General features: G+C 60.9%; 26 protein-coding genes. 16 read left to right on the top strand and 10 right to left on the bottom strand.

Annotation, left to right across the window (positions count from 1 at the left end; translation table 11 throughout):
- The first annotated feature begins 97 nt into the window (after positions 1-97).
- The 9 genes from CI807_RS13625 (at position 98) to CI807_RS13585 (ending at position 7,708) form a co-directional block, all read left to right on the top strand.
- Positions 98-1,225, top strand: a complete 1,128-nt coding sequence (locus CI807_RS13625) for a branched-chain amino acid ABC transporter substrate-binding protein (protein WP_095015004.1) — start codon at positions 98-100, stop codon at positions 1,223-1,225.
- Positions 1,226-1,452: 227 nt separating this feature from the next.
- The gene (gene livH / locus CI807_RS13620) at positions 1,453-2,376 is read left to right on the top strand and encodes a high-affinity branched-chain amino acid ABC transporter permease LivH (protein WP_028619257.1); all 924 of its coding nucleotides are present in this window, start codon (positions 1,453-1,455) and stop codon (positions 2,374-2,376) included.
- A complete protein-coding gene (locus CI807_RS13615) occupies positions 2,373-3,626 on the top strand; it encodes a high-affinity branched-chain amino acid ABC transporter permease LivM (RefSeq protein ID WP_095015003.1) in 1,254 nt (417 codons plus the stop codon). The genes livH and CI807_RS13615 overlap by 4 nt, the downstream gene beginning before the upstream one ends.
- Positions 3,623-4,390 (top strand): high-affinity branched-chain amino acid ABC transporter ATP-binding protein LivG, encoded by a 768-nt coding sequence (gene livG, locus CI807_RS13610; RefSeq protein ID WP_016975067.1) that lies wholly within the window; start codon positions 3,623-3,625, stop codon positions 4,388-4,390. Before CI807_RS13615 ends, livG begins: the two co-directional genes overlap by 4 nt.
- Position 4,391: 1 nt before the next feature.
- A complete protein-coding gene (locus CI807_RS13605; RefSeq protein ID WP_095015002.1) occupies positions 4,392-5,093 on the top strand; it encodes an ABC transporter ATP-binding protein in 702 nt (233 codons plus the stop codon).
- 161 nt (positions 5,094-5,254) lie between these two features.
- Complete coding sequence (locus CI807_RS13600) at positions 5,255-5,551, top strand: DUF2282 domain-containing protein (protein WP_010212367.1); 297 nt, start codon at positions 5,255-5,257, stop codon at positions 5,549-5,551.
- A 23-nt stretch (positions 5,552-5,574) separates the two neighbouring features.
- Positions 5,575-6,453 (top strand): DUF692 domain-containing protein, encoded by an 879-nt coding sequence (locus tag CI807_RS13595; RefSeq protein WP_095015001.1) that lies wholly within the window; start codon positions 5,575-5,577, stop codon positions 6,451-6,453.
- Entirely contained in the window at positions 6,450-7,226 is a 777-nt protein-coding gene (locus tag CI807_RS13590) for a DUF2063 domain-containing protein (RefSeq protein WP_095015000.1), read from the top strand. The genes CI807_RS13595 and CI807_RS13590 overlap by 4 nt, the downstream gene beginning before the upstream one ends.
- Positions 7,223-7,708 (top strand): DoxX family protein, encoded by a 486-nt coding sequence (locus tag CI807_RS13585; protein ID WP_095014999.1) that lies wholly within the window; start codon positions 7,223-7,225, stop codon positions 7,706-7,708. Before CI807_RS13590 ends, CI807_RS13585 begins: the two co-directional genes overlap by 4 nt.
- Here CI807_RS13585 and CI807_RS13580 read toward each other — a convergent pair.
- Entirely contained in the window at positions 7,705-8,613 is a 909-nt protein-coding gene (locus CI807_RS13580; RefSeq protein WP_095014998.1) for a LysR family transcriptional regulator, read from the bottom strand. The two genes, CI807_RS13585 and CI807_RS13580, sit on opposite strands and share 4 nt — an antisense overlap.
- 103 nt (positions 8,614-8,716) lie before the next feature.
- On the opposite strand from CI807_RS13580, the gene CI807_RS13575 reads away from it, so the two are divergent.
- From CI807_RS13575 to CI807_RS13565, 3 genes are all read left to right on the top strand, one after another.
- Positions 8,717-9,316 (top strand): short chain dehydrogenase, encoded by a 600-nt coding sequence (locus tag CI807_RS13575; RefSeq protein WP_095014997.1) that lies wholly within the window; start codon positions 8,717-8,719, stop codon positions 9,314-9,316.
- Between the two features lie 96 nt (positions 9,317-9,412).
- Positions 9,413-10,084: a COG3650 family protein gene (locus CI807_RS13570; protein WP_016975060.1), complete on the top strand. Its 672-nt coding sequence runs from the start codon at positions 9,413-9,415 to the stop codon at positions 10,082-10,084.
- A 106-nt stretch (positions 10,085-10,190) separates the two neighbouring features.
- Positions 10,191-11,804, top strand: a complete 1,614-nt coding sequence (locus CI807_RS13565; protein ID WP_095014996.1) for an NAD(P)/FAD-dependent oxidoreductase — start codon at positions 10,191-10,193, stop codon at positions 11,802-11,804.
- Between the two features lie 94 nt (positions 11,805-11,898).
- Here the strand turns inward: CI807_RS13565 and CI807_RS13560 are convergent, their stop codons facing one another.
- Positions 11,899-12,993 carry a PLP-dependent cysteine synthase family protein gene (locus CI807_RS13560; protein WP_095014995.1) on the bottom strand — a complete coding sequence of 365 codons (1,095 nt, stop codon included), beginning with the start codon at positions 12,991-12,993 and terminating at the stop codon, positions 11,899-11,901.
- Positions 12,994-13,209: 216 nt separating this feature from the next.
- Here CI807_RS13560 and nhaA point away from each other — a divergent pair, with 216 nt between their 5' ends.
- On the top strand, positions 13,210-14,397 hold the full coding sequence (nhaA, locus tag CI807_RS13555) for a Na+/H+ antiporter NhaA (protein ID WP_095014994.1): 1,188 nt from the start codon (positions 13,210-13,212) through the stop codon (positions 14,395-14,397).
- 722 nt (positions 14,398-15,119) lie between these two features.
- Here the strand turns inward: nhaA and CI807_RS13550 are convergent.
- The 6 genes from CI807_RS13550 to dinG form a co-directional block, all read right to left on the bottom strand.
- Positions 15,120-15,584, bottom strand: coding sequence for a glycine zipper 2TM domain-containing protein (locus tag CI807_RS13550; RefSeq protein WP_003189251.1), 465 nt, complete (start codon positions 15,582-15,584; stop codon positions 15,120-15,122).
- A gap of 269 nt (positions 15,585-15,853) precedes the next feature.
- Positions 15,854-16,501, bottom strand: a complete 648-nt coding sequence (gene pdxH / locus CI807_RS13545) for a pyridoxamine 5'-phosphate oxidase (RefSeq protein WP_095014993.1) — start codon at positions 16,499-16,501, stop codon at positions 15,854-15,856.
- A gap of 27 nt (positions 16,502-16,528) precedes the next feature.
- Positions 16,529-17,680, bottom strand: coding sequence for an OmpA family protein (locus CI807_RS13540; RefSeq protein WP_095014992.1), 1,152 nt, complete (start codon positions 17,678-17,680; stop codon positions 16,529-16,531).
- 139 nt (positions 17,681-17,819) lie between these two features.
- Positions 17,820-18,965 carry a serine hydrolase domain-containing protein gene (locus CI807_RS13535; RefSeq protein ID WP_095017543.1) on the bottom strand — a complete coding sequence of 382 codons (1,146 nt, stop codon included), beginning with the start codon at positions 18,963-18,965 and terminating at the stop codon, positions 17,820-17,822.
- A gap of 82 nt (positions 18,966-19,047) precedes the next feature.
- A complete protein-coding gene (locus CI807_RS13530) occupies positions 19,048-21,345 on the bottom strand; it encodes a beta-galactosidase (RefSeq protein WP_095014991.1) in 2,298 nt (765 codons plus the stop codon).
- 89 nt (positions 21,346-21,434) lie between these two features.
- Positions 21,435-23,579 (bottom strand): ATP-dependent DNA helicase DinG, encoded by a 2,145-nt coding sequence (gene dinG, locus CI807_RS13525; protein WP_016975052.1) that lies wholly within the window; start codon positions 23,577-23,579, stop codon positions 21,435-21,437.
- Positions 23,580-23,678: 99 nt separating this feature from the next.
- Between dinG and CI807_RS13520 the strand changes: the two genes are divergently transcribed.
- The gene (locus tag CI807_RS13520) at positions 23,679-24,143 is read left to right on the top strand and encodes a CopD family protein (protein ID WP_095014990.1); all 465 of its coding nucleotides are present in this window, start codon (positions 23,679-23,681) and stop codon (positions 24,141-24,143) included.
- Positions 24,144-24,200: 57 nt separating this feature from the next.
- On the opposite strand, the gene CI807_RS13515 is transcribed toward CI807_RS13520, so the two are convergent.
- Both CI807_RS13515 and CI807_RS13510 read right to left on the bottom strand, forming a co-directional pair.
- Positions 24,201-24,959 (bottom strand): hypothetical protein, encoded by a 759-nt coding sequence (locus CI807_RS13515; protein ID WP_016975050.1) that lies wholly within the window; start codon positions 24,957-24,959, stop codon positions 24,201-24,203.
- A 160-nt stretch (positions 24,960-25,119) separates the two neighbouring features.
- Positions 25,120-25,815 (bottom strand): OmpA family protein, encoded by a 696-nt coding sequence (locus CI807_RS13510; protein ID WP_095014989.1) that lies wholly within the window; start codon positions 25,813-25,815, stop codon positions 25,120-25,122.
- Between the two features lie 190 nt (positions 25,816-26,005).
- Here CI807_RS13510 and CI807_RS13505 point away from each other — a divergent pair, with 190 nt between their 5' ends.
- Together CI807_RS13505 and CI807_RS13500 are read left to right on the top strand one after the other, a co-directional pair.
- Positions 26,006-26,503, top strand: a complete 498-nt coding sequence (locus CI807_RS13505) for a DUF6231 family protein (RefSeq protein WP_095014988.1) — start codon at positions 26,006-26,008, stop codon at positions 26,501-26,503.
- Positions 26,504-26,507: 4 nt separating this feature from the next.
- A complete protein-coding gene (locus CI807_RS13500; RefSeq protein ID WP_095014987.1) occupies positions 26,508-26,978 on the top strand; it encodes a YchJ family protein in 471 nt (156 codons plus the stop codon).
- The last annotated feature ends 19 nt before the right edge of the window (positions 26,979-26,997 follow it).

Here is a 26,997-nt window from a genome sequence, read left to right as displayed (position 1 = left end):
GGGCACTGCCGGGGGGATATCCGAGATATCCGATCCGGTTCTGCAGCTCACAAGGCCGCTAGAACTATAAAAAATACAACAGTAAGAGTGGAGCACTATGAATAAGGCTACTAAGCAGATTTCCAAACTGTTTGCCGCTATGGTCCTGGCTGGGGTTGCCGGCCATTCGTTCGCAGCCGACACCATCAAGATCGGTATTGCAGGTCCTAAGACCGGTCCAGTGACGCAATACGGCGACATGCAATTCATGGGTGCCAAGCAAGCCATCGCCGACATCAACGCCAAGGGCGGCGTAGACGGCAAGATGCTTGAGGCCAAGGAATACGACGACGCTTGCGATCCTAAACAAGCCGTTGCCGTCGCCAACAAAGTGGTCAACGACGGCGTCAAGTTCGTGGTCGGCCACCTCTGCTCCAGCTCCACTCAACCTGCCTCCGACATCTATGAAGACGAAGGCGTGATCATGATTACCCCGGCTGCCACCAGCCCGGAAATCACCGCCCGTGGCTACAAGCTGATCTTCCGCACCATCGGCCTGGACAGCGCCCAGGGCCCAGCCGCCGGCAACTACATCGCCGACCACGTGAAGCCGAAGATCGTTGCCGTACTGCACGACAAGCAGCAATACGGTGAAGGCATCGCCACCGCCGTTAAACAGACCCTCGAGAAGAAAGGCACCAAGGTTGCTGTCTTCGAAGGCCTTAACGCCGGCGACAAAGACTTCTCCTCGATCATCCAGAAGCTCAAGCAAGCCAACGTCGACTTCGTCTACTACGGCGGCTACCACCCTGAGCTGGGCCTGATCCTGCGCCAAGCCAAGGAAAAAGGCCTGAACGCCAAGTTCATGGGCCCGGAAGGCGTCGGCAACGACTCCATCTCGCAAATCGCCCAGGGCGCTTCCGAAGGCCTGCTGGTGACCCTGCCGAAATCCTTCGACGCAGACCCTGCAAACAAAGCCATCGTTGATGCTCTCGTAGCAGACAAGAAAGACCCAAGCGGCCCGTTCGTGTTCCCGGCTTACTCGGCAGTTGAAGTGATCGCTGGCGGTATCGCCGCAGCGAAGAGCGAAGACACCGCCAAAGTGGCTGCGGCTATCCACGCTGGTACCTTCAAGACTCCTACAGGCGAGCTGAGCTTCGACGCCAAGGGCGACCTGAAGGACTTCAAGTTCGTGGTCTACGAATGGCACTTCGGTAAACCAAAAACCGAAGTTTCCCCTCAGTAAGCCAGGCGTTACTGGTCCAACAAGCCCACTGTGAGAGCAGTGGGCTTTGTTTTACGAGGTTTATGGGCCTGTCACCCGCGATCCGGGCGCTGGCTCACCTGAAAATCTTAAAACCGTCACCAGCGGTTCGCTGGCAAACGCTTTGTGCAACCTGGTCACAGAACAGGGCACCGAGCCGGAAATGACTCCACCAGTGAAATGCGTATCGGGTTTTTAGGAGCGCTGTAATGCCTGAGATCTATCATTTTTTCCAACAGCTGGTTAATGGCCTGACCATTGGCAGCACCTATGCCTTGATAGCCATTGGCTACACAATGGTTTACGGCATCATTGGAATGATCAACTTCGCCCATGGCGAGGTGTACATGATTGGTTCCTACGTGGCCTTTATCGCCCTTGCCGGGTTGGCCATGATGGGTATCCACTCCCTGCCGCTGTTGATGACCGCCGCGTTCCTGGCGTCGATCGTCGTGACCAGTGCCTATGGCTACAGTATCGAGCGTGTTGCCTACCGTCCCTTGCGTGGCAGCAACCGTTTGATCCCACTGATTTCCGCCATCGGCATGTCGATTTTCCTGCAGAACACCGTATTGCTGTCCCAGGACTCCAAGGACAAGTCCATTCCCAACCTGATCCCGGGGAGCATCTCCTTCGGCCCAGGCGGCGCACAAGAAGTGCTGATTTCGTACATGCAGATCCTGGTCTTCGTCGTCACCCTGGTGGCGATGCTCGGCCTGACCCTGTTCATCTCCCGCTCCCGTCTGGGGCGCGCCTGCCGGGCTTGCGCCGAAGACATCAAGATGGCCAACCTGCTGGGTATCAACACCAACAACATCATCGCCCTGACCTTCGTGATCGGTGCCGCACTGGCTGCCGTTGCGGCGGTGCTGCTGAGCATGCAGTACGGCGTGATCAACCCCAACGCCGGTTTCCTGGTAGGCCTCAAGGCCTTTACCGCGGCGGTTTTGGGCGGCATCGGCAGTATCCCGGGCGCGATGCTCGGTGGCCTGGTGCTGGGTGTGGCCGAAGCCTTTGGCGCCGATATCTTCGGCGACCAGTACAAGGACGTCGTGGCGTTCGGCCTGTTGGTTCTGGTGCTGTTGTTCCGTCCGACCGGCATTTTGGGCCGCCCGGAGGTTGAGAAAGTATGAGCAGATATCTTAAATCGGCGTTTTTCAGCGCGCTGTTGGTGTGGGCGGTTGCGTTCCCCGTGCTCGGCCTCAAGCTGAGCATTGTCGGCATCAACCTGGAAGTGCATGGCACCGGTCCCGTGACCCTGACCATCATCGCCCTGTGCTCGGTGCTGATGTTCCTGCGCGTGCTGTTCACCCAGCAGGTCGGCGCCCTGTTCAAGGGCAACCGTGGCCCGTTGGTATCGCCCAGGGTCAGCCAATTCCTGACCCTGCCGCGCACCCAGCGCTACATCATCATCGGCCTGATCGTGGCCGCGTTGATCTGGCCGTTCTTCGGCTCGCGCGGTGCGGTCGATATCGCCACCCTGATCCTGATCTACGTGTTGCTGGGCCTTGGCCTGAACATCGTGGTCGGCCTGGCCGGCTTGCTCGACCTGGGTTACGTGGGCTTTTACGCCGTGGGTGCCTACACCTACGCGCTGCTCTCGCACTACCTGGGTTGGGGCTTCTGGATCTGCCTGCCCTTGGCGGGCATGGCGGCGGCCACTTTCGGCTTCCTGCTGGGCTTCCCGGTGCTGCGTTTGCGCGGTGACTACCTGGCGATCGTGACCCTGGGCTTCGGTGAAATCATCCGTCTGTTCCTGCGTAACCTCACCGATATCACCGGCGGCCCAAACGGTATCAGCAGCATCCCCAAGCCGACGTTCTTCGGCCTGACGTTCGACCGTAGCGCCGCAGAAGGCATGCAGACGTTCCACGAATACTTCGGGATCAACTACAACCCGGTGAGCAAAGTGGTGTTCCTGTACCTGGTGGCGCTGTTGCTGGCATTGGCCGCCCTGTTCGTGATCAACCGCCTGCTGCGCATGCCGATCGGCCGTGCGTGGGAAGCGCTGCGCGAAGATGAAATCGCCTGCCGTGCTCTGGGCATGAACCCGACAGTCATCAAGCTTTCGGCCTTCACCCTCGGGGCAACCTTCGCCGGTTTCGCTGGCAGCTTCTTCGCCGCTCGCCAAGGCCTGGTGACGCCGGAGTCGTTCACCTTCATCGAGTCGGCGATCATCCTCGCCATCGTGGTACTGGGTGGCATGGGCTCGCAACTGGGCGTGATCCTGGCGGCGATCGTGATGATCCTGCTGCCGGAAATGATGCGTGAGTTCAGCGAATACCGCATGTTGATGTTCGGCGCCATGATGGTGCTGATGATGATCTGGCGTCCTCAAGGCCTGCTGCCCATGCAACGTCCCCATATGGAGCTGCGCAAATGAGCCGCGAGATCCTGAAAGTCGAAAACTTGAGCATGCGCTTCGGCGGCTTGCTGGCGGTCAACGGCGTGGCCCTGACCGTGAAAGAGAAACAAGTCGTAGCGTTGATCGGCCCCAACGGTGCCGGCAAGACCACGGTGTTCAACTGCCTCACCGGTTTCTACAAGCCGAGCGGTGGCAGCATCCTGCTGGACGGCCAGCCGATCCAGGGCCTGGCCGGTCACGAGATCGCCCGCAAGGGCGTGGTGCGGACCTTCCAGAACGTGCGGTTGTTCAAGGACATGACGGCGGTGGAAAACCTGCTGATTGCCCAGCACCGTCACCTGAACACCAACTTCTTCGCGGGCCTGTTCAAGACCCCGGCGTTCCGCAAGAGCGAACGCGAGGCCATGGAATACGCCGAGTACTGGCTGGACAAGGTCAACCTCACCGAGTTCGCCAACCGCCCGGCCGGCACCCTGGCCTACGGTCAGCAACGTCGCCTGGAAATCGCCCGCTGCATGATGACCCGTCCGCGGATCCTCATGCTCGACGAACCAGCCGCCGGCCTGAACCCCAAGGAAACCGAAGACCTCAAGGCGCTGATCAGCGTGTTGCGTGAAGAAAACAACGCCACCGTGTTGTTGATCGAACACGACATGAAACTGGTCATGAGCATTTCCGACCACATCGTGGTGATCAACCAGGGCACGCCTCTGGCCGACGGGACGCCGGAGCAGATCCGCGACAATCCTGAAGTGATCAAAGCCTATTTGGGGGAAGCGTAAAATGCTGCAATTCGAAAACGTTTCCACTTTTTACGGCAAGATCCAGGCCCTGCACAGCGTCAACGTCGAAGTGCGCCAGGGTGAGATCGTCACGCTGATCGGCGCCAACGGTGCCGGCAAATCGACCCTGTTGATGACCCTGTGCGGTTCGCCCCAGGCCTACAGTGGCAGTATCCGCTACATGGGTGAAGAACTGGTGGGCCAGCAGTCGTCGCAGATCATGCGCAAGAGCATTGCGGTGGTGCCCGAAGGCCGTCGTGTGTTCTCACGCCTGACCGTGGAGGAGAACCTGGCCATGGGCGGGTTCTTCACCGACAAGGGCGATTACCAGGAGCAGATGGATAAGGTGCTGCACCTGTTCCCCCGGCTCAAGGAGCGCTTCAGCCAGCGCGGCGGCACCATGTCCGGCGGTGAGCAGCAAATGCTCGCCATCGGCCGGGCGCTGATGAGCAAACCCAAGCTGTTGCTGCTGGACGAACCCTCCCTGGGCCTGGCACCGATCATCATCCAGCAGATCTTCGACATCATCGAACAACTGCGCAAGGACGGTGTGACGGTGTTCCTGGTGGAGCAGAACGCCAACCAGGCCTTGAAGATCGCTGACCGTGCCTATGTGCTGGAAAACGGCCGGGTGGTGATGCAAGGCACTGGCGAGCAGTTGCTGACCGATCCGAAGGTGCGTGAGGCGTACTTGGGCGGCTGAAAAAGCCCACGGATGCTGGACACAAGGGGAGACGGGAAACCGACTCCCCTTTTTTTATTCAGAGTTTTTTTGATGACCTGTAACGAATTCCCACCCACGCTCTCTAGTGGTACAAGCAGGCATTCAAGCCCGCCCTCTCAACCCACTGCTGGAGATACACCATGACTACCAAACTGTCCGCCGCCACCCTCGTCCTGGCCCTCGGTTCCGCCCTGAGCCTGTCCACCCTGGCTACCACCGCCCACGCTGCCGACGACATGCAGAAATGCTTCGGCGTCGCTGAAGCCGGCAAGAACGATTGCGCCGCAGGTGCTGGTACTTCCTGCGCCGGCACTTCAAAAACCAAGGATCAGGCCAACGCCTGGAAACTGGTCCCGGCCGGCACCTGCCTCAAGACCCCAAGCTCCACCTCGCCGACCGGTTTCGGCCAGGAAGCAGCCTTCACCGCCAAGTCCTGAAACCTCGCAAAACCTGAGTACTGATGATGACTCTTTCATCCCTGCAAGCCGTCTCCCAGGCTCAGGCGCCCGGCCTCCCACGCCGGGCCGGGCTGGGGCTCAAGCATGAGCATTTCCTTGAAGTGCTGGAGACCTCGCCCGACATCGGTTTTTTTGAAGTGCACGCCGAGAACTACATGGTGGCCGGCGGCCCGTTTCATCATTACCTGGGGTTGATCCGCGAACAGTATCCGCTGTCCTTGCACGGCGTAGGCCTGTCCATCGGCGGCGAAGGCCCGCTGGACCGTGGCCATCTGGCACGGTTGGCCGCGCTGATCGAACGCTATCAACCCCACTCTTTTTCCGAACACCTGGCCTGGTCAAGCCACGGCCCGGTGTTCCTCAATGACCTGCTGCCCCTGGCTTACGACAGCGCGACCCTGCAACGGGTATGCGAACACGTTGACCAAGTGCAGAGCACCCTCAAGCGCCCGATGCTGCTGGAAAACCCGTCGACTTATCTGCAATTCCAGCGCTCAACCCTGGACGAGACCGACTTCATCAGCGAAATCATTCGCCGCACCGGCTGTGGTTTGCTGCTGGACGTGAACAACGTCTATGTATCGTGCATCAACCACCAGCGAGATCCACTTGCCTACATCGATGCCTTGCCGTTGCACGCGGTGGGCGAGATGCATCTGGCCGGTTTTGCCGAAGACACCGACAGCCTCGGTGATCGCCTGCTGATCGATGATCACGGCGCACCTATCGACAACGCCGTGTGGCAGTTGTACGAAAAAGTACTGGCGCAGGTCGGTTCAGTGGCGACCCTGATCGAGCGAGATAACCAGGTGCCAGCGTTCGGCGTACTGCTGGCCGAGGCTCAACAGGCCGACTGGCATCTGTCGCAGGTGACCCCATGAGCCTGCATGACGATTTTGCCGAGGCATTATTGGCGCCGGACCTGTCCTGCCCCGATGGCCTGTTCAGCAGCAACGGCGCCGACCCTGCCAGCCGCTTTGTGGTGTATCGCAACAATGTGCACAGTTCGTTGATCAACGCATTGGTGGCGGCCTACCCCGTGACACTGCAACTGGTCGGCGACGAATTCTTTCGCGCCATGGCTGGCCTGTTTGTGCAGGCTTGCCCACCCGCCAGCCCATTGATCAGCGAGTATGGCAGTGCGTTCGCGGCGTTTATCCAGGACTTCGAGCCTGCCGCCAGCGTGCCCTACCTGGCCGATGTCGCACGGCTGGAACGCTTGCGTGTGCGTGCCTATCACGCCGCGGATACCCAGCCTCTGGACCAGCAGACGGTTCTCCAGACCCTGCAAGGCCAGGCTGACCTGGGGACGTTACGCCTGCAACTGCATCCCTCCCTTTCCACGTTGAATTCCACCTATGCGGTGGTGGCCATCTGGGCCGCGCATCAGATCGAAGGTGGCCTGGCCACGCTGAATCCCTGGCACGCCCAGGGTGCGCTGGTCATGCGTCAGGGCCTGGAGGTTCAGGTCTTTGCTATCGACCACGGCGCGGTCGCGTTTATCGACAGCCTGGCCCATGGCACGCCCTTGGAAAAAGCCGTGGAACAGGCGCTTGAAGCGTCAGCCGAGTTCGACCTGCATCAATGCCTGACGCTGCTGATCAGCCACAACGCCATCACTCATTTACATCCAGAACAAAAGGTATCGCCATGAGTACTCGCCCGTCGTGCCTGATCAGTCGGGTCATCGCACTTTTCGAACAAGTTCCTTACAGCCTGATCGCCTTTCTCGCGCGTTTTTCCATTGCAGCTGTGTTTTGGAAATCCGGGCAAACCAAAGTCGAAGGTTTCGCGATTGATTTGATCAGCGGCACCTTCCAGCTCGGCGAGCCTAAATTAGCCGCCTCGACATTGCCGTTGTTTCGCAGCGAATACCACGTGCCGTTGCTGTCACCGGAAATCGCGGCGCACATGGCGGCATTTGCCGAGCACTTTTTCCCGGTGTTGATCCTGGTGGGCTTCGCTACACGTTTCTCGGCCTTGGCCCTGATCGGTATGACCCTGGTGATCCAGCTGTTCGTCTACCCGGACGCCTACCCGACTCATGGCACCTGGATCGCGTTGCTATTGCTGCTTGTGGCCAAAGGGCCGGGACGTCTGTCCATCGATCATCTGATCGCCCGTCGCTGCGCTTAAAGCCGATCCAGCGCCTCGCCGCTGCGCTTGAACCAATCCACCAGGTAGTCGGCCAACACTTGGGTGCGGCGCGGCAAACCGCCCTGATAAGGATGCACCAGGTACATCGGCATGCTCCGCGTCTGATAATCGCGCAGCAGCCAGCGCAAGCGGCCGTCAGCCAATTCTGCAGGAAGCACATAGGACGGCAGCCGCGCGATACCGGCACCCACCAGCGCGGCCTTTTTCAACAGGTTGTAGTGGTTGGAGGCAAATGTGCCGCTGACCCGCACCCGCAGCAATTCGTGCTGCTGGTGGTACAGCCACTCTTCACGACCGCTGTAATGGCTGTTGAGCAGGCAGGTGTGAGTGGCCAGATCGGCTGGCGTTTGGGGCCCGCCATACTGCTCAAGGTAGGCCGGACTGGCGCAGGTCATCTCATGCCAGGCCAGCAATGGCTTGGCGACCAGGCGCTCGTTCTCGATCGCGCCTGAGCGTACGCCAAGGTCAAAGCCATCCCGCGCCAGGTCGCGGTAGCTGTTGTTGAGCTCCAGCTCGATCTGCACGTGTGGATATTGCTTGGAAAACTCCAGCAACAATCCGTCGAAGAAAGTCTCGCCCAACGACACCGGCACCGTCATGCGCACCGGCCCCGCCAGGTCGTCCTTGAGCCGGGCCAATGCCTGTCGCGCCCGATCCACCTGCACCACCAATGCCTGGGCTTGGGGCAGCAACGCTGCGCCGGCCGCGGTCAGGCTGAGCTTTCGCGTGGTGCGGTGCAGCAGCACCACGGAAAACTGTGCTTCCAACTGGCTGATCCGCTTGGACAACTGCCCTTTGCTGCAGCCCAGTTGCTCAGCGGCCACGGTAAAACTACCGGCTTCGATCAGCACGGCGAAGGCCGCCAGGTCATCCATCTCGCTCATGGATTGTTTCCATTTGAAAACCAAAGGTTGCCTATTAGTGCGTTTATCCACAGAAAAAGCCACTCTAGACTGAACCCTCACTTACCCCTGGAGGAACAGCATCATGAAAATCCTATTGATTGGCGCCAGCGGCACTGTCGGTTCGGCAGTCAAGGCAGAACTGGCTCAGCGTCACGACGTGGTCAGCATCGGCCGCAACAGCGGCGACTTCCAGGTGGATATCAGCGACAGCGCGTCGATCCGCAAACTGTTCGAGCAGACCGGCAAGTTCGATGCCCTGGTCTGTGCGGCGGGCAGCGTGAACTTCGTACCCTTGGGCGACATGACTGAAAGCGATTTCGAACTGGGCCTGCGTGACAAACTGATGGGTCAGGTCAACCTGCTGCTGATCGGCCGCGATTACGCCAATGATGGCGCCTCGTTCACCTTCACCAGTGGCATTCTGAACCGCGACCCGATCCGCACCGGCGCCTCGGCGGCGCTGGTCAACGGCGCACTTGATGCCTTCGTCAAAGCCGCGGCAATCGAGTTGCCGCGCGGGTTGCGTATCAACTCCGTGAGCCCGACGGTCCTGCTTGAAGCCATGGACAGCTACGCGCCGTACTTCCGTGGCTACAAACCGGCTCCGGGCGCCGACGTGGCATTGGCCTACGCAAAAAGCGTGGAAGGCCTGCAAACCGGTCAGACCTTTATCGTGGGGTGATCAGGCTGTCTGTCAGAATCGCCTGAAGCTGGCGGGCGGGGTTGTGGTGCGACGCAGGCCTGCGTAACGTGGCGGCACTTGCCTGGAGACCCGATCATGCGTGCCGCCCATACCCTTGCTCTACTTGCCTTGTTTCCCCTGTTTGGCGCCTGCCAGATGTTCGATAACGATCCGGCCAAGCCTTCTATCGCCGGGCTGACCCGCATGCAGGGCGAACTCACGGCGGTCGGCGGCAAGCTGCTGTTCCAGCCGTGTGGCGACAAACGCAACTACGTGGTCAATGACACCGGCGGCACCAGCATCCTGCAGGAAGCCGCCTCTCTGGCCGGCCAGCAAGGTGCGTTGTTTGCCGACCTGCGCGGCAAGTTTTCCGGGGTTGCCAGCGGCACTCAGGGTAGCGTCGACCTGCAACAGCTCTACCGCGTCGAGCGCTCGACCTCGGCCTGCGACGACCCGGACTTCAAGCGCATGATCCTGCGCGCCAACGGCCACAAGCCGACCTGGGTGATGAATGTCACCGCCAAGGGCCTGGTGCTGGAACGCGAAGGCCAGCCGCCATTGGCGGTGCCCTATGTGGAAGAGCAAATCGGCGACGGCCGCTTCAACCTGATGACCGAAGCCAACAACCAGCACGTGGAATTGTGGGTCGCCCCGCAGCGTTGCGTCGACCCGGTCAGCGGCAGCCTGCAACACATGACCGCCGAGCTGCGCGTCAACGGCCAGGTGCAGCGCGGCTGCGCATCGTTCGGCGGCTCGCGCGACGACTGACGTCACGTCGTGCTGTTTTAACATGACGGGAAACCGCCATTGGGGCTTATAATCGCCGGTTTGCAAAACAGCCGGCCTCCGAGCCCGCCGCCTACCGGATCCTGTCATGTTACGAATCACCGAACTCAAGCTGCCCATCGACCATCCCGAAGAAGACCTACGGCCCGCCATCGTGCAGCGCCTGGGCATCGCCAGTGATGACTTGCTCGATTTCACCCTGTTCAAGCGTAGCTACGACGCCCGCAAGAAATCCTCGGAGCTGTGCTTCATCTACACCATCGACTTGAACGTGAAGGGTGAGGCCGCCCTGCTGCTCAAGTTTGCCGATGACCGCAACGTCAACCCGGCGCCGGATGTCAGCTACAAAGTCGTGGGCCAGGCGCCGCAAGGCCTGACGGAGCGGCCGATCGTAGTGGGTTTCGGCCCGTGCGGGATCTTCGCCGGCTTGTTGTTGGCGCAGATGGGCTTCAAGCCGATCATCCTCGAACGCGGTAAGGAAGTGCGCCAGCGCACCAAGGATACCTGGGGCCTGTGGCGCAAAAGCGTGCTCAACCCCGAGTCCAACGTGCAGTTCGGTGAGGGCGGCGCCGGGACCTTTTCCGACGGCAAGCTGTACAGCCAGATCAAGGACCCGAAATTCCACGGCCGCAAAGTCCTGCACGAGTTCGTCAAGGCCGGTGCGCCGGAAGAGATCCTTTACGTCAGCAAACCGCACATCGGTACGTTCCGCCTGACCGGCGTGGTAGAGAACATGCGCGAGCAGATCATCGCTCTCGGCGGTGAAGTGCGCTTCGAGCAGCGCGTGACCGACGTGTTGATCGAAGATGGCCAGTTGAACGGCGTGGTCATCGATGGCGGCGAGCAGATCCTGTCCAAGCACGTGATCCTGGCCCTGGGCCACAGCGCGCGCGACACCTTCCGCATGCTCCACGGCCGTGGTGTGTACATGGAAGCCAAGCCGTTCTCGGTGGGTTTCCGTATCGAACACCCACAATCCTTGATCGACGCTGCGCGACTGGGCAAATACGCCGGCCACCCAAAACTTGGCGCCGCCGACTACAAGCTGGTGCACCACGCCAAGAACGGCCGCTCGGTCTACAGCTTCTGCATGTGCCCCGGCGGCACCGTGGTCGCGGCGACTTCCGAGCCGGGCCGTGTCGTCACCAACGGCATGAGTCAGTACTCGCGTAACGAGCGCAATGCCAACTCCGGCATCGTGGTCGGTATCACGCCTGAGGTGGATTACCCGGGTGGTCCGTTGGCGGGTATCGAGCTACAGGAACGCCTGGAATCCCACGCCTATGTCCTCGGCGGCAGCAACTACGAGGCGCCGGCGCAACTGGTGGGTGACTTCATCGCGGGCAAGCCGTCCACGGTGATCGGCAGTGTGGAACCCTCCTACAAGCCTGGCGTGTCCCTGGGCGACTTGGCGCTGGCCTTGCCGGATTTTGCCATTGAAGCGATCCGTGAAGCCCTGCCCGCGTTCGAAAAGCAGATCAAGGGTTATTCGCTGCACGACGCGGTGTTGACCGGTATTGAGACGCGCACCTCGTCTCCGCTGCGGATCACCCGTAACGAATCGATGCAGAGCCTGAACGTGAAAGGCCTGTTCCCGGCCGGGGAAGGTGCCGGTTATGCCGGTGGGATTCTGTCGGCGGGCGTGGATGGGATTCGGATTGCCGAGGCGTTGGCACGGGACATGTTGGGCATCGAGGCCTGACACGTTCCCTTGTAGGAGCCCGGCTTGCCGGCGATGGCGATCTTGAGGACGCTATCGCAGGCAAGCCAGCTCCCACACTGGTTTTTGCCGGGTGTCAGATATTCGCGCGCAGGATGCTGTCCGGCAACGGTTCGCCCCGCTCGACACTGGCCGCAACGGCCGCAATCAAGTCGTCCAACACATACCCCTGCCCTGCCAACCACGTCTGATCGTAGTAAGTCGTGGCGTAGCGTTCACCGCCATCACACAAGATCGCCACGATCGAACCCGACTCCCCCGCCGCTTTCATCTGCTGCGCCGCCACCAAAGCGCCGATCAGGTTGGTCCCGCTGGAACCACCGACCCGCCGCCCCAACCGCTCGGCCAGGTAGTGCATGGCCGCCAGCGACAGCGCATCCGGCACCTTGACCATCGCATCGATCACCTTGGGCAGAAACGACGCCTCGACCCGTGGCCGGCCAATGCCTTCGATGCGCGAACCACAGTCCAGGCGCAAGCTGGCATCGCCACTCTGGTAGAAATCAAAGAACACCGAACGCTCGGCATCGGCACACAACACGCGGGTGCAATGCTGGCGATAACGCACATAACGACCGAGGGTCGCGGTGGTGCCGCCAGTGCCGGGGCTGGAGATCAACCAGCTCGGTTCCGGATGCTGCTCGAAGCGCATCTGCTGGAAGATCGACTCAGCGATGTTGTTGTTCGCCCGCCAGTCGGTGGCCCGCTCGGCGTAGGTGAACTGGTCCATGAAGTGACCGCCACTTTCCCGCGCCAGGCGTTCGGATTCGGCGTAGATCTGCGTGGGATCCTGAACCAGGTGGCTCTTGCCACCGTAAAAGGCAATCTGCGCGATCTTTTCCTGGGAGGTGGTGGCCGGCATCACCGCAATAAACGGCAAACCAAGCAAACGCGCGAAGTAGGCTTCGGAAATTGCCGTCGAACCGCTGGAGGCCTCGATCACCGGCGCGCCCGGCTTGAGCCAACCGTTACACAGCGCGTAGAGAAACAGCGACCGGGCAAGTCGGTGTTTGAGACTGCCAGTGGGGTGGCTGGACTCATCCTTGAAGTACAACTCGATACCCGGCAACCCCGGCAACGGCAACGGGATCAGGTGCGTGTCGGCGCTGCGCTGGAAGTCGGCTTCAATAATGCGAATGGCTTCGCGGGCCCAGGGACGGTGGTCGCTCATGGAGGGTTTCTCTGAAGGTGTAAGCCCTGATTTTAGGGGGTTTCCTACGCCTCACACAGATACAGTACCGACTCAATCGGACACACAATTGCTAGGCTTAGGCGCAGCGTCATGCCAAACAGCTGCTTATAACAAATAAGAATATAACTTTTGTTTTAACAACTAACGGTACGGGTTAGGGTACCCACCTATTGAATCTGGATTGGAGAGCATCCCTTGCCTCTGCGTAGCACTTTTACCCGTTTCTTCCAGCTGGAAGCCGCCAGCGGTCTGTTGTTGATCGCGGCTGCCGCCTTGGCGTTGATCATCAACAATTCACCTTTGTCGCACCTGTACGCTGCGTTTCTCGACGTACCGGTGGTGGCGCAGATCGGCGCGTTGAAAATCGCCAAGCCGGCCTTGCTGTGGATCAACGACGGCCTGATGGCCCTGTTCTTCCTGCTGATCGGCCTGGAGGTCAAGCGCGAGTTGCTCGACGGCCACCTGTCCAAGCCCTCGCAAGTGGTCCTGCCAGGCGCAGCCGCTATCGGCGGCATGGTCGTGCCGGCGCTGATCTACTGGGCGATCAACAAGGACTACCCTGCCGCACTCTCCGGCTGGGCGATCCCCATGGCCACCGACATCGCCTTCGCATTGGGCGTGCTGGCCTTGCTGGGCAAGCGTGTGCCGGTGTCGCTGAAGCTGTTCCTGATGACCCTGGCAATCATTGACGACTTGGGGGCGATCATCGTGATTGCCGTGTTCTATTCCGCCGACCTGTCCGGCGCTGCCCTGGCGGGCGCGGGTGCCTGCTTGATTGCCTTGATTGCCATGAACCGCCTGGGCGTCATCAAGCTCGGGCCGTACCTGATCATAGGGCTGATCCTGTGGGTGTGCGTACTCAAGAGTGGTGTCCACGCGACGCTGGCCGGTGTGACGTTGGCCTTCTGCATCCCGATGCGCACCAAAAACGCCGAACCCTCGCCACTGCTTACGCTGGAACACGCCTTGCACCCGTGGGTGGCCTACGGCATCTTGCCGCTGTTCGCCTTCGCCAATGCCGGTGTGTCCCTGACCGGCGTCAGCCTGGAAAGCTTCACCCACCACGTGCCCATGGGCATCGCCGCTGGCCTGCTGATCGGCAAGACCGTGGGTGTATTTGGCCTCACCTGGCTGGCCATCAAGACCGGCCTTGCCTCCCTGCCCAGCGGCGCGAATTGGGGGCAGGTGTTTGGTGTGGCGATCCTGTGTGGGATCGGCTTTACCATGAGCCTGTTTGTCGGTTCGCTCGCGTTTGTGCCGGGTGCCAGTGAGTTTGCGGGTGAGGACCGAATGGGGATTTTGACGGGATCGATTCTGGCGGCGTGTATTGGTTATGCGGTGACGGCGATGGCGAGTCGTAAGAAGGCCACGCTTCAGGGTTGAACTGACAGACCGAAAACCAAAAAGCCGCCTCGGCTTGACCGAGGCGGCTCCGCTTCTCAGACCTTACAGGTCATCGAAGCTGTCTCGCAGGAACTTCCATACGTGATAAGCACGCAGGCAGTTCACTACGAGGTTCCACATACGTCGTGCAAACTTCGACATACTCGGCCCCATTACGTTGGGCCTACCTCCAGCACACTTACCGGAACACGTGGCCTTTGGATGCAGGTCAATGCATCTTTGAGGCGGCCGGGTTGATGGGCCTTCCGCGTGAATCCGGCACGGATTACTAGCCCGTGGCGGTCAGTCCAAAAATTCGCGCGCGTACCCGGCTCACCTAAAAGCAACAAATGTAGAACAGGGAAGAGCCTAACGGATATCCCGAATGAAGGTGTGACGAACAGTGGTCAAATATCCAGTACTCTTGTGAGATCTATTGCAAGTTTTTGCAGTGGAATCAAAAACAGAAAAGCTGCAGGAATTGCCCTCGTGGACTATCTCCCAACCTTGCATGACAGTATGACCAGGGGTAATATCGGGCTGCAGGTCAATGCATCTTTGAGTCGCATCCCCAGCCGATAGTTGGGTATGCAATAAAAAACCGCCCTACTAAGGCGGTTTTTTATTGCCTGCGTTTTTTGCTTTTAACCTGGCCGCCGCCCATAAAACCAAAAACCCCAACCAGTCACCCGGTTGGGGTTTTGTGTTTCTACAACCAGCGCTTAGCGAGTAACGCGGCTGGTGCCATCAACGGTCATGATGCGCACGCGGTCACCAATGCGGAAGATTTCATTCTCCTGCACGGCCTGCACGTAGGCGCGCATGCTGCCGTCGTCTTCACGAACGGTGATTTCCACACCTTGGGTGCGGGTCAGGCCTTCTTCGGTGGCCGAACCCAACAGGCCGCCAGCAACAGCACCGATCACGGCGGTCACGATGCTGCCACGGCCGCCGCCGATGGCACTGCCGCCAACGCCGCCGATGACGGCACCGGCAGCGCCACCGATTGGGGTCTTGGTGCCTTCGATTTTCACCGGACGCAGGGATTCGATGGTCCCCATGCGCACGGTCTGTACACGACGCGCTTCATCACGGGAATACGAGTCGCCGGTCAGACTCGAGGCGCAGCCACCCAGCAGCAACGACAGGGTGGTAAAGCAGGCAACCAGTAAAACGGACTTACGCATAGCATCAACTCCAAAGGACAGGTGTTCATTAGACGCCGCAGCTTGACGCCTGTCACGGCAAGCTGCGGAGAAAATTGCTTTCATTCAGCCTTAGTACAGACTGTCCGCACCAGAAAAATCGACGAACGGTAGCGTTACCTTCAAGGATTGCTTTGATTGTAGTCGCGACAGTCGCCAGGAACACGGCGCAGCACTACACGCCCGAAGCCTCTGGTATAGAGACTTCGGCGTGATGGGCAACATTCAGATGAAGTGACGAAAGGTGCCGCTCAGGGCGCCAGGCGCTCGCGCACCCAATCGGCCCCTTGCAGGCGATAGTTCAGGCGGTCGTGCAAGCGGCTGGCACGACCTTGCCAGAACTCGATGCGCTCCGGCAGCAAGCGGTAGCCACCCCAATGCTCGGGGCAGTCGGGCTGGGTGTCGCTGAAACGCTGCTCGGTGGCCTTGAGCAGATCCTGCAGTTCCTCGCGGTCACGAATGACCCGGCTCTGCGGGGACGCCCAGGCGCCCAGGCGGCTGCCCAGGGGGCGGACCTGATAATAAGCGTCCGACTCTTCAGCCGTGACCTTCACCACCCGCCCTTCGATACGCACTTGGCGCTCCAGGGTCGGCCAGAAGAAAGTCATGGCCGCAAACGGCCGCGCCGCGAGCTGCTGGCCCTTGGCACTCTGATAGTTGGTGAAGAAGGTAAAGCCCTGCGCGTCCAGGCCCTTGAGCAACAGGATGCGACAGTGCGGGCGACCGTCCTGGTCGACCGTGGCCAAAGTCATGGCATTGGCCTCCACCGGTGGCTGCTCGGTTTTCACCGCGTCGGCAAACCACTGGTGGAACAAGGCAAACGGCTCGCCCGGGGCCTGGGCCTCGCTCAAACCATCCCGTGTGTAGTCACGGCGCATATCGGCCAGTGCCTGGGTCATGCGGCTTTATCCTTCTGGTTCAGCGGATCAGTTTTTCGCCTGGTCGTTGGCCGGTGCAGCAGCCTTGGCTTTGGCCGGCGCTGGCTTTTTGGCCGCGGGCTTGGCCGGCGCCTTTTTAGCGGCTGGCTTGGCGGCGGCTTTCTTGGCGGCTGGCGCCTTTTTAGCGGCGGCTTTGGCGGCTGGGGCCGGGGCCGGAACGTCCTGCACTGCAACCATCTCGGCGACAGGCGGAGTCTTGCCCGACTGGTACTTGCTCAACAGCGCCAGCATGGTGGTGCGCTGAGTGAACATGATCTCCATACGACGGTTCAGGGCACGGCCCTGGTTGCTGTCGTTGGCAGCACGTGGCATCAGGTCGCCCATGCCACGCAGCATCAGACGGTCCTGCTTCAGGCCGCTGAGGCTGAAGATCGACGCGATGGATTGTGCACGTTCCTTGGTCAGTACCTGGCTGGCTGGGGCGGTGCCAGTTGCGTCGACATGACCCAGTACCAGTACGGCAGTCTTCGGATCGGCTTCAACAGCCTTGGCGACGCGGGTGAACGGGCCCAGGGTGACCGGCAGCAACATGGCCGGGCGTTTCGGGTTGTAGGAGCCGTCTACCGGGGCAATCACGACGAGCACGTTGTCGCGACGCTCCAGTTGCAGGTTGCTGTCCTTGATGGCCGCACGCAGGCGTGGCTCATAATCGTCCAACCAGGCCTGGGTGATTTTCGGGTCAGGCATCGGCACGTTGGTCACGTCGACCTTGGCCAATGGCTTGGGTTTGCTTTCGAACGGCCACCACCATTTGGTTTCGGTGTCGTTCTTGGCGACGGCTGGAGTGGCGGCAGGTGCGGGCTCGGCGGCCTTGAGGTCGGCTTTCAGGTCGGCCTTGGCATCGGCGGCCTTTTCGTCGGCAGTCTTGGAAGAGAACGGCCACCAGCTGGAGCCGGTGTCAGCCTTGGCGGCGGGTGCTGCAGCGGCGGCTACCGGGGCGGCAGGCTTGGCGCCGGCAGCGGGCTTGGCGTCCGGTTTAGCGTCCGGCTTGGCATCGGTTTGGGTCACTGCGTCCTTGGTCGCGGCCTTATCAGATCCAAATGACCACCAATGCCCGCCCTCGGCATCATTTTGCGGAGTTTGTGCGCAGCCGGTAATAGTGAGGCATAGCGCCAGTGCCAAGGACTTGTTCGATAACATGAGATATCCACAAAATGAGAAAAAACCAGGGATCTGAATGATCCGTTAAACAGATGCTTGCAGCGTAAAGTTAAATCTTTTCCTACAGCATCTTCTTATAGTTGCCTTTGTAACAAAAAAACGTGAAACAGCAAGGGGTTTACAGACAACCGGCCAATATTCTGACCAACTTCTGTGCCCGCGGGTCCATAAGTACGTAAGGTCCCAATGTATTAGTGACGAAACCAAATGCTACATCATGCTCAGGATCGGCAAATCCGACCGAGCCGCCCGCGCCGGGATGCCCGAATGCACGTGGGCCCAGACCGAAGGTGGCATTGGGCAACTGCGGTTGATCCAGCATGCAGCCCAGGCCAAAGCGGGTTTGTGTCAATAACGTTTTATCCGGCCCGACACTGTGTTCGCGGGTCAATTGTTCAAGCATATCGGCTTCAAGCAAACTACCGTCCAATAAACCGCTATAAAAGCCCGCCAGGCTGCGTGCATTACCGTGACCATTTGCCGCCGGCTGCTGCATACGGCGCCATTCAGGTTTATTAGTGCTGGTCAGAATAGACGGCGGATTGGCAAATGCACGTGTGGTCATGGCCGCAGGTTCACGCATCATTACTTGCAGTAAACGTTGTGCCGCTTCATCGCCCATATTGCCTTTGCTGCGTGCTATATGCGCCACGCGATAAAACTCTTCATCCGCCAGGCCAACATGAAAGTCCAGCCCCAACGGCCGCGCAACCCGCGCCACGATGGATTCTCCCGGCCCACGCCCATCGGCGCGACGCAGCAATTCACCCACCAGCCAGCCGTAGGTGATCGCCTCGTAGCCATGACCTTGGCCGGGCGTCCACCACGGGGCTCCGGCCGCGAGGGTGTCGACCATCAGTTGCCAGTCGTACAGCGCCTCGGTCGGCAGCATCTCGCGGATCGCCGGCAACCCGGCCTGGTGGCAGAGCAACTGCCGCAGGGTAATAGTTTCTTTGCCCGCTGCAGCAAATTCGGGCCAGTAGTTGGCAACGGGTGCATCCAGTTGCAACTTGCCTTCGGCCACCAATTGCAGGGCCGTCACAGCGGTGAAGGTCTTGGTGCAGGAGAACAGGTTGACGATGGTGTCACTGTGCCAAGCCTCGGCACCGTCCTTGTCGGCGGTGCCGGCCCACAGGTCGACGACGGTTTCGCCGCCTATCTGGATACACAGCCCGGCACCACGCTCCTGCGGGTCATCGAACAACGCGGCAAAGGCTTCACGTACCGCTTCGAACTGGAGTTCGTAATGACCCTGGATCTGCACCTGAACACCCTCGGACAACACAGCAAAAAGTGGCCGACATTGTTCCAGTACTGGTGGGTTTTGTGAACCCGTCAGCCCTCAATCAATGACCATTCCCTGAGTGCCCGCCCGCATGCCCGGCGCCCTGCCCCGGGCCTTTGCCTTCGTGCCCGGCCCTGCCGCCTTCGCTTTCACGCACGGCGCCCGCCGCCTTGGCCTTTTCTGCTGCCTTGCCCAGCTGATCGACCGCCGCCAGGTTGCTTTTGCGCACGCTGTCGACAAAGCCCTGGAACGGCACGTCAGTGATGCCCACCAGGCCAAAGTGGCCGTTTTCACCGTCCAGCAAACGCCCGGTTGCCGGCTGATCCAGATACTGGAACCAATGCACGCCGACAATCGACGGCTCGGCCATGGCCTGCTTGAGGAAGTTGCCGTAGGCCGCGCCGCGATCTTCCTCCCGGGCCAACTGCGTCACGCCCCCCCAGAACGGCCCACGGTCAGCCGAGCCGAAGTTGAATTCGGTGATCAGCACCGGCTTGTCCAGCGCACGCAGGGCGGCGAAGTCATAACCGTCCTGTGGCTTGAGGGTGTACATGTTGAAGCTCAGCACATCGCAATACTGGGCACAGGACGCCACGGCTTCCGGCGTGCTCACCGCAAAACGACCACCCAACAGCAGTTGGTTGGGCGCATGCCACTTCAGCGAGTCGGAAATGGTCTTGAAGTAAGCATCGGCGAAGGTCTTCTGGAAATACTTGAAGTCTGCTTCGATTTCCGGGTGCTCGGCGTTGGGCATCGGCGGTTCGAAGCCTGGGTCTTCCATCAGCTCCCAACCTTTCAATTCGATGCCCCAGGCTTTCGACAGGCCTTCTTCGTTACGGTACTTGTCGCGCAGTTGCTTAAGGAACGCGCGCTTGGCCGGGACGTCGGTGGTCATGCGCAAGGTGCCGTAAGCCAAGGCGTAGCGGGATTTAGGATCATCGCCAGGGCCGGCCCAGGCCAACTCGTTGTCGGCAAAGAAACCGATCAACCACGGATCATCACGGTGATCGCGGGCAGCGATGGCCACGGCGCGCTCGGTGGCCATGGCGAAGCGCGGGTCGAACGGATCGGGCATGCCGCCCCACCAGTCTGTACCGGTGCTGATGCTGGTGTAGTCGCCGACGATCGACAGCGGCAAGGTGTAGGGCACGCGATCGGCACGGGTCAAGTCGTCATCGCTCCAGTTGCCCACAGTGTTGAAACCCCAGGCTTGCAGGCGATCAAGGGTGTGAGCGGTCCAGCGCTTCTGGTCAAACCCGTCACCGCCATAGGTGCGTTGCAGGTTGGCGCCGTAGAAATCGTACCAGCGCCCGGCGCCAAAGCTGCGGCCTTCACCCGCGCCGTTGCCGGTGCGGTTGTCGCCGCTGCCGTAATACTTGTCGAACGGTTCGCCGGCCTTGGGCAGCGCCGCGAACATCCATTCACGGCCGGACACGTAGGTCTGGTTGTTGTCCGGAGCCACGGTATTGACGCCCAGCGAATAGAACGGATGCCCCTCCGGCGTCACCAGGTACCAGCGCCCATCGCGCTTTTCGGTGCGGAAAAACCCGCTGGCGTCGAACGCCGGACCTTTGTTCCAGCCACCGTACTTATCCAACGAGGATTTTTCTCGCGTGGCCAGCCAGCCCTGGAGCTGCTGTTGCTCCTTGGCCGCGGCGGCCTTGAGTTGTTCGTCGCTGCTGACTTTTTCCGGCCAGCGCGCACGGGTGGACTGACCATAGGCATCCACCAATTCGCTGTACGCAGCCTTCAGCACCGGCTCGCTGTCCTGCACGCCGAAGCGCTCCAGCAGGATGCTTTGGGCGGCGTTGGGCTTGATCATCGACAGCGTCACCGAGACCACCTGGCTACGGTCGATTTCACCCGCGCTGCTGGCCAGCAAGACGCGCTGGCCGTCTAGGGTGATCGGCATCGGCGGGCCGGCCTTCATGCCCTGGCTCAACGGCGAGTTGGCCTGCAACGGCACCAGCAGAGTCTGCGCCGGGCCCGCCGGCAGGTCGATGCGACTGACCAGGGTACGGCCGTCGCTGCTCTGCACTTTCACGTAGAGCGTCAGCGCCCAATCCATCGCACTCTGGATGCGCAAACTCATGGCCCCCGACTGGGACCAGTCCCAGGCACCGGTTTGTGGGCTGAGTACCAGGCTCGGTTCGGCAGCAGGGTTGAAGGTGATGCGGCGCAACACTTCGCCTTCGGGGGTCTGCTCGGCGTTGTACTGCGGCAGGCTGGCGTCCTGGGTCGCCACCTTGACCACATCAGCGGGCCGGACGAAGTTGAACAAGGTCTGTTGCCCGGCAGGCGCGGCCATCAAGGGCGCGGCGAACAGCAGGGCAAAAAGGGCGGGCAGCGTGCGAATCATACGAGCAAGGTTCTCCCAGACGGCCGATGAATGGCCTGATGAAATACAGTGAGATAGACCACGAAGTGGGCGAATCCGCCCACGGTGGCTTAAGAAATTTCGCGCCTGAACGGCGGCAAGGCATTCAGGATAGCCTTGCCATAGCGCTGGGTGACCAATCGGCGGTCGAGCAAGGTGATGGTGCCTCGGTCCTCTTCGGTACGCAGCAAACGACCGCAAGCCTGGACCAGCTTCAAGGAAGCGTCCGGCACCGAGATCTCCATGAACGGGTTACCGCCCCGTGCTTCGATCCATTCGGCCAACGCCGCCTCGACCGGATCATCCGGCACCGAGAACGGGATCTTGGCGATCACCACGTGTTCACAGTAGGCGCCGGGCAAGTCCACCCCTTCGGCAAAGCTCGCCAGGCCGAACAGCACGCTGGAATCCCCGCCATCCACCCGCGCCTTGTGCTTGTTGAGGGTTTCCTGCTTGGACAGGTTGCCCTGGATAAACACTTGCTTGCGCCAGTCACGGTCGAGGCCGTCGAACACGTCCTGCATCTGTTTGCGCGACGAGAACAGCACCAGCGTACCGCGTGAACCTTCTACCAGCTCCGGCAGGTCACGGATGATCGCAGCCGTGTGAGCCGCCGCATCCCGTGGGTCAGCCTTGAGGTCCGGCACCCGCAACACACCGGCATCGGCATGATGGAACGGGCTCGGCACCACCGCAGTGACGGCCTTTTTCGGCAGGCCGGCACGCATGCGGAAGCGGTCGAACGTGCCCAGGGCGGTCAGCGTGGCCGAGGTCACCAGGCAGCCGTAGGCCACGTTCCATAGGTTGCGGCGCAACATTTCCGCCGCCAGGATCGGGCTGGCGTTGACCTCGATGTCGAACAGCGCACCGCTTTCCGACAGGGTCAGCCAGCGCGCCATCGGCGGGTTGTCTTCCGGGTCTTCAACGGTGAAGGCCGTCCACAACTCCCAGTTGCCCTGGGAACGCGACAACAGGCTGCCGAACAGTGGGTACCATTCCTCGGCCTGGTTGCTGGCGATGCCGATATTGACCTCGCCGTCCATGCCCTCTTTGAGCAGGTCGGTGAGGCGGGTGAACAGATCGGTCAGGCGTGAGAAACCCTTCTTCAGCTCAATGCCCATTTCGCGCATGTGCTCGGGAATCAAACCGCCGACGAACCGATGACGCGGCCGCTCACGGCCTTCGACGTCTTCGCCGGGTTTGAAATCCGCCACCTGTTCGCAGGCACTGAACATGAATTGCTGCTGGGTCTTGATCTCCCGAGCCAGCTCCGGCACCTGTTCGATCAGCTTGCCCAGGTCGCCGGGCAGCGGGTGCTGGGCCAGCAACTTGGTCAGGTTCTTCGCGGTGGTTTCCAGCCAGTCGGCAGTGGAACGCAGGCGCGTGTAGTGGGCAAAGTGCCCGATGGCCTTGTCGGGAAGGTGATGGCCTTCGTCGAAAACGTAGAGCGTGTCACGCGGGTCGGGCAGCACGGCGCCGCCGCCCAGGGCCAGGTCGGCCAGGACCATGTCGTGGTTGGTGACGATCACGTCGACCTTGCCCATGCCTTCGCGGGCCTTGTAGAAGGCGCACTGGCCGAAGTTGGGGCAATGACGGTTGGTGCACTGGCTGTGGTCGGTGGTCAGGCGCGCCCAGTCGGAATCCTCCAGGGCGGTGGGCCAGCTGTCGCGGTCGCCGTCCCATTTATTGCCGGCCAGTTTCTCGATCATGCTGGTGAACAGCTTCTGGCTGACTTCATCCACCTCGATCTTGAAGCCTTCTTCTTCGAACAGTGACGCGGTGGCGGTTTGCGCGTGGCCTTCCTGTAGCAGTACGTCGAGCTTGGACAGGCACATGTAGCGGCCACGGCCCTTGGCCAGGGCGAACGTGAAGTTCAAGCCGCTGTTGCGCATCAGGTCGGGCAGGTCTTTGTAGACGATCTGCTCTTGCAGGGCGACGGTGGCGGTGGCGATCACCAGGCGCTTGCCGGCGGCCTTGGCGGTGGGGATCGCGGCCAGGCTGTAGGCCACGGTCTTGCCGGTACCGGTGCCGGCCTCGACGGCCACGACCGCGGGCTCACCCTCGCGGCGACCTTCGTCGTCGGTGTCGATATCCCCGAGGACCTTGGCCACTTCGGCGATCATCAGGCGTTGGCCATAGCGCGGTTTCAAGCTCTTGGCTTCGAGAAAACGCGAGTAGGCGCCCTGGATCGTGGTTTTGAGTTCAGTGCTGATCATGGATAGTCGGGCGCAAAAAACGCTGGATAAATTTTCAGTGGTTCGGATCGGCGGCTATCATACCCCGCTAATGAATCCCGCGCAGAACGGAGTACCACAATGACCGCGTTTAGCCTCGCTTACACCCTGCATGTATTGGCCGCCCTGGTATGGGTCGGCGGTATGTTTTTCGCCTGGATGATCCTGCGCCCCGCCGCTGTGGCGGCACTTGAGGGCCCTGCCCGCCTCAGGTTGTGGGTGAATGTGTTTCAACGTTTTTTCGTGTGGGTGTGGGTCGCGGTGGCGATTTTGCCGATCAGCGGCATTGGCCTGCTGCAATTGCGCTTCAATGGGTTTGAGACGGCGCCGCGTTATGTGCAGGTAATGATGGGGTTGTACCTGGTGATGACGGCGTTGTTTATCCGTATCCAAGCGTTGAAATTCCCGGAGTTGCGCACGGCGGTGGCGGCTGAGGATTGGCCGGCGGGTGCTGCGGTGCTGGGGCAGATCCGCCGGTTGGTGGGGATCAATTTGATCGTGGGTTTGGTGGTGGTGGCGATTGCTTCGGCTCGACCGATGTTCTAAGGGTGTTCTTTAGGGCCTCTTCGCGGGCAAGCCCGCGAAGACGTCAGCCCAAACGACTCACAGCCGCTGAATAGTCACAGTCCCCGCAGGCCCAGCCGGCCCCGGCTGCCCTTCCAACCCTGGGCGGCCCTTCTCGCCACCATCGGCGCGGTACACCAGGCAGCCTTTGGACTGGCCACCCTTGCCCGGTTTGCCAGCAGTACCGGCCAAACCACCGGGACCACCGTCCACCCAGACCTTGATCTGCTGCGCCGGGAAGTCCTGCGGCAACTCGACCCGCACCTGCGCGCCGGACGCGCCAGGCAAGCCATCACCGCCGTTATCACCATTGGCACCGCGACCGGCCGAACCCCAGGTGCAGCCTGGATCCACGCCATTGGCTCCGTCCAACCCGGAATAACCCTGTGCACCAGCGCCACCACGGGCGTCTACCGAGAGTTCTTCAGCGGTCAATGAGTTGATGCGCAACGTCAGGTCACGCCCGGCCTTGGCCGGTTTTTCGTGGGTGCCGGGCGCGCCGCGCGAGGTGATCTGGCTGCCGTGGTCCAACTGCGCATGGCGCACCTGCAATTGCAGCGCGGTGTTGCCGGGCACAATGGCGATGCGTGCTTCGCGGCCCAGGTGCAGTTCATCTACCGTGACTTGGCTGATGTTGGCGGGGATCAGCAAGGTGCCGTAGTCCGCCACTTCCAGACGCTCCAGTTGCAGCACGCTGGTGCTATTGGGCAGACGCATCAATGAGTTGGGTTCCACACTGACGCTTTGAGCCAGGGCAACGGGGCTGACCAACAGGGCCAGCAGTAAAACCTTACGCATCGTGGAGCTCCCCTGAAAATTTTCAAAAATTATTTCTAGTTTTTCTTTGGACGCACAGTAACGACTTCCACAGGCGCTTTGCCAGTGAAGGATCAAAAAAGTTGATAAAGGGGGAGGATTGGCAGCAATGCCCCTGTGGATCCCACAGGGGCAAGGGCCGTCAGCGGTTGATCTGGATTTCCGTGCGACGGTTCAAGGCGCGGCCGTCGGCGGTTTTGTTATCCGCGACCGGATGGCTTTCACCTGCGCCGGTCACCGAGACAACATTGCTGCGCGGCACACCGGCACCGATCAGGTAGTCCGTGACCGAGTGGGCGCGTTTTTCCGAAAGCTTCTGGTTGTAGGCGTCTTTGCCGACGCTGTCGGTGTGGCCACTGACCCGCAACTGGGCGCTCGGGGCTTCTTGTTTCAAGCGCGTGGCGATGGTGTCGAGCTTGGTTTTGTCCGCCGCCGTCAGCTTGGCCGAGTCGAACTGGAAGTGCACATCGCGGATCACGATGGTTTCCTCCTTGACCACGACCACTTCCTCAACCACGGCCGCTGGCGGTGTGGGTGGGCAACCATTGGCATCCACCTGCACGCCTTTTGGCGTGCCTGGGCACTTGTCACGGCTGTCCGGCACACCATCGCCGTCTTCGTCACCATCGCCGTGTACCCAGCAATAGGCGCCGGCCATGCCGCCGATCAGCAGCGCACCAGCGCCCGCGTAGGCCGAGCTTTCAGTGGCACCGATCGCCGCACCGGTCACACCGCCAAGGGCGGCGCAGGTGGGCCAATCGGTTTTTTGCAAACCTGCGCAACCTGTCAATACTCCGGTTAGCAGAACCAAGGGTAGAGCTGTCCGCATGATGCTCATCTGATTTCTCCTGAGGGGATCGGCGGGGGCCGATGGGTGGAGTAAAGACGGCTCTTTTCATCTGCGCCACTACGCCGCGCCCCTGTATTCATTGAGGATCGCCGCATTCGCAGGACTTTTCACAGCCGCCCGCTCTAGGCCCGCACGCTCAGCCGCGCTAGTCTCTACGGTCCTGATGTGAGGATCTCTGATGACCGCCGGTATTTCTGCCCGTACGCCCCAGCAAGCCTTGGCCGCCTTGCTCGATCTGCACCAGCCCAAACGCCTGCTGCTGTTGGGCGCCAGCCAGTTCCCGGCGCTGGAGGCTTTTCAAAAAGCCCACCCGGATACCCAAGTGTCCGTCGCGCAGCCAGGTGCGTTGCCCACGGAGCTTGCCGCACAGCGGTTTGACCTGGCGCTGGTGGTGGACTGCCTGGAGCACCTGTCAAAACCGCAAGGCCTGACCCTGTTGGGCGGTATCCGCAACCTGAATGCCAGCCGCATCGCGGTGCTGGTGGACCTGGGCGCCTGCTACTGGAAGGACACCGATTTCTTCTCCCTGGCCCTGCAGGCCGGCGAGCGCTTCCAGCGCGATGAGCAGGTTCTGACGCTGTTTACCTATGATCTGCTTGACTATAAACAGGTGCCGGACTGGCTCAACGCCCGCTTCTGGGCCAACCCGGAAAACTTCGGAAAGTATTGGTGGTAACCCGATGAGTACATCCATTTGCCCCTGCGGCAGTGGCAACCTGCTGGATGCCTGCTGCGGTCATTATCACGCCGGCCATCCGGCACCTTGCGCCACCGCGTTGATGCGCTCGCGCTACAGCGCCTACGTGCTGGGCCTGGTGGACTACCTGGTCGCTACCACGCTGCCCGCGCAACAGGCTGGTCTGGACCGAAATGCCATCGGCGCCTGGAGCGCCCAAAGCACCTGGCTCGGCCTGGAGGTGGAAAGCTCCGAGGTGTTCGGCGGCCAGCCGGAACACGCTTTCGTGACCTTCACCGCGCGTTGGCATGACAGCACTGGCGAACATAGCCACCGCGAGCAGTCCTCTTTCGTACAGAATGAAGGGCACTGGTACTTCATCGACCCGACGGTAGAAGTGAAGGCCGGGCGTAACGATGCCTGCCTGTGCGGCAGTGGGCAGAAATTCAAGAAGTGCTGCTCCAGCTACCTCTAAAATCTCAAAGGATTAACGC

The organism is Pseudomonas sp. NS1(2017), from assembly GCF_002269425.1.
In the GTDB taxonomy this organism is placed as follows: domain Bacteria; phylum Pseudomonadota; class Gammaproteobacteria; order Pseudomonadales; family Pseudomonadaceae; genus Aquipseudomonas; species Aquipseudomonas reactans.
Note: the sequence above shows the minus strand (reverse complement) of the source record. Positions and strands in the feature narration are given on the sequence as shown.

What these genes read in the sequence shown, in the direction of transcription:
- CI807_RS13625 (WP_095015004.1), top strand. Translation starts at nt 98, where the DNA reads ATGAATAAGGCTACTAAGCAGATTTCCAAACTGTTTGCCGCTATGGTC.
- livH (WP_028619257.1), top strand. Translation starts at nt 1,453, where the DNA reads ATGCCTGAGATCTATCATTTTTTCCAACAGCTGGTTAATGGCCTGACC.
- CI807_RS13615 (WP_095015003.1), top strand. Translation starts at nt 2,373, where the DNA reads ATGAGCAGATATCTTAAATCGGCGTTTTTCAGCGCGCTGTTGGTGTGG.
- livG (WP_016975067.1), top strand. Translation starts at nt 3,623, where the DNA reads ATGAGCCGCGAGATCCTGAAAGTCGAAAACTTGAGCATGCGCTTCGGC.
- CI807_RS13605 (WP_095015002.1), top strand. Translation starts at nt 4,392, where the DNA reads ATGCTGCAATTCGAAAACGTTTCCACTTTTTACGGCAAGATCCAGGCC.
- CI807_RS13600 (WP_010212367.1), top strand. Translation starts at nt 5,255, where the DNA reads ATGACTACCAAACTGTCCGCCGCCACCCTCGTCCTGGCCCTCGGTTCC.
- CI807_RS13595 (WP_095015001.1), top strand. Translation starts at nt 5,575, where the DNA reads ATGATGACTCTTTCATCCCTGCAAGCCGTCTCCCAGGCTCAGGCGCCC.
- CI807_RS13590 (WP_095015000.1), top strand. Translation starts at nt 6,450, where the DNA reads ATGAGCCTGCATGACGATTTTGCCGAGGCATTATTGGCGCCGGACCTG.
- CI807_RS13585 (WP_095014999.1), top strand. Translation starts at nt 7,223, where the DNA reads ATGAGTACTCGCCCGTCGTGCCTGATCAGTCGGGTCATCGCACTTTTC.
- CI807_RS13580 (WP_095014998.1), bottom strand. Translation starts at nt 8,613, where the DNA reads ATGAGCGAGATGGATGACCTGGCGGCCTTCGCCGTGCTGATCGAAGCC.
- CI807_RS13575 (WP_095014997.1), top strand. Translation starts at nt 8,717, where the DNA reads ATGAAAATCCTATTGATTGGCGCCAGCGGCACTGTCGGTTCGGCAGTC.
- CI807_RS13570 (WP_016975060.1), top strand. Translation starts at nt 9,413, where the DNA reads ATGCGTGCCGCCCATACCCTTGCTCTACTTGCCTTGTTTCCCCTGTTT.
- CI807_RS13565 (WP_095014996.1), top strand. Translation starts at nt 10,191, where the DNA reads ATGTTACGAATCACCGAACTCAAGCTGCCCATCGACCATCCCGAAGAA.
- CI807_RS13560 (WP_095014995.1), bottom strand. Translation starts at nt 12,993, where the DNA reads ATGAGCGACCACCGTCCCTGGGCCCGCGAAGCCATTCGCATTATTGAA.
- CI807_RS13550 (WP_003189251.1), bottom strand. Translation starts at nt 15,584, where the DNA reads ATGCGTAAGTCCGTTTTACTGGTTGCCTGCTTTACCACCCTGTCGTTG.
- pdxH (WP_095014993.1), bottom strand. Translation starts at nt 16,501, where the DNA reads ATGACCCAGGCACTGGCCGATATGCGCCGTGACTACACACGGGATGGT.
- CI807_RS13540 (WP_095014992.1), bottom strand. Translation starts at nt 17,680, where the DNA reads ATGTTATCGAACAAGTCCTTGGCACTGGCGCTATGCCTCACTATTACC.
- CI807_RS13530 (WP_095014991.1), bottom strand. Translation starts at nt 21,345, where the DNA reads ATGATTCGCACGCTGCCCGCCCTTTTTGCCCTGCTGTTCGCCGCGCCC.
- dinG (WP_016975052.1), bottom strand. Translation starts at nt 23,579, where the DNA reads ATGATCAGCACTGAACTCAAAACCACGATCCAGGGCGCCTACTCGCGT.
- CI807_RS13520 (WP_095014990.1), top strand. Translation starts at nt 23,679, where the DNA reads ATGACCGCGTTTAGCCTCGCTTACACCCTGCATGTATTGGCCGCCCTG.
- CI807_RS13515 (WP_016975050.1), bottom strand. Translation starts at nt 24,959, where the DNA reads ATGCGTAAGGTTTTACTGCTGGCCCTGTTGGTCAGCCCCGTTGCCCTG.
- CI807_RS13510 (WP_095014989.1), bottom strand. Translation starts at nt 25,815, where the DNA reads ATGAGCATCATGCGGACAGCTCTACCCTTGGTTCTGCTAACCGGAGTA.
- CI807_RS13505 (WP_095014988.1), top strand. Translation starts at nt 26,006, where the DNA reads ATGACCGCCGGTATTTCTGCCCGTACGCCCCAGCAAGCCTTGGCCGCC.
- CI807_RS13500 (WP_095014987.1), top strand. Translation starts at nt 26,508, where the DNA reads ATGAGTACATCCATTTGCCCCTGCGGCAGTGGCAACCTGCTGGATGCC.